The organism is Arthrobacter sp. B0427-1-12 (assembly GCF_059092905.1).
Genome location: NZ_JBNHIC010000160.1, coordinates 1 through 1,078 on the forward strand (window position 1 = coordinate 1; position 1,078 = coordinate 1,078).

Annotated in this window: 1 protein-coding gene; it reads right to left on the reverse strand. The window is 64.2% G+C overall.

Features of this window, described 5'->3' with window-relative positions; translation table 11 throughout:
- Positions 1–44: 44 nt before the first annotated feature.
- A complete protein-coding gene (locus AC5RWU_RS24320) occupies positions 45–884 on the reverse strand; it encodes a DUF429 domain-containing protein (RefSeq protein WP_493986735.1) in 840 nt (279 codons plus the stop codon).
- Positions 885–1,078 lie beyond the last annotated feature (194 nt).

The following is a 1,078-nucleotide window of genomic DNA, read 5'->3' on the forward strand; positions in this document are numbered from 1 at the left end:
CTGAAGGCCGGCAGGTGTATCCCGAGCCACAGGCTCACCGCGGTCTAAGGAACCATAGCTGCAGACCACGATTCCCTGCCTCTAGTGAACAAGCTGGCTGTATCCGGCTTGGCAGGAGCCTGCACCGGTTCGGGTTGGATGAGGTCGGTGAGCGGTCCGGCGGGCAGGTGGATCCAGCCCTCTTCGCGCGCTGCGAGGCGCTGCTCCCGGTCAGGAGGCAGGGTGGCGCGCAGGGCAGCGGCCCGGACCGTCAGTGATGCGATGACCGCGTCGAACAGGTCGTCCGAGGCGATCAACTGATCGCAGTACGCATCCAGGTCGAGCCAAGGTGCTGCCGCCGAGAGCTGGTCCAAGATATCCCTGCGGATGTCGGACTCCGGTGTTCCGCGGCCCTTGTATTTACGGGCGGAGATGCCCCACAGCCTGAGCGATGCGGCAGGGTAGACCTCGATGAGCCGGTCCGACCCGTCCCTGGCCTGAACTCCCCAGTCTTGAGCGATTTTGGCCTGGATGACCGCGCAGCGCATGGCCGGATGTGCCAGCCGATCCGCCGAGACACTCAAAGGAATCAGGCCTGTCCTGGTGGTGACGAACCGGTCCGTAATTCGGTAGACCAGTTCGCGGCGGCCCTCCAGCCCGTCATGGGAAAGGACCGCACCCGGATCAGCCCGGGCGTGGCCCTGAAGGAACGACAGGAAGGCCTGCGGCCAGCCCAAGGGACAGTCGATACCCGCCACATCTGATTCGGCGAACAGCTCCACGATGGCTTCGTCGGTAACGCCAAGCGACAAGTGGACAAGCCGAGCCCGGCCGTCGAGCCATTCAATGACGGCAGCTGCGGTCTTCTTCGGATCCGCAGCCAGATCAACACCCAGTGTCTTCACCCTGCCACTCTAACGACGGCAGGAAACCGGGCTGCTACAAGCAGATATCCCGAGACATATGCGCTGTTATCGGTGTTCTCCTGTGATCATCGGGTCCGGGGCGGATCCGGTCAGGGTTCCTTGTTGGCGGGGGGGTGCAGCTGGGCTTCCAGGCCGGCCAGGAGGATGGTGATTCCCTGGTCGAGTTCGGCGGC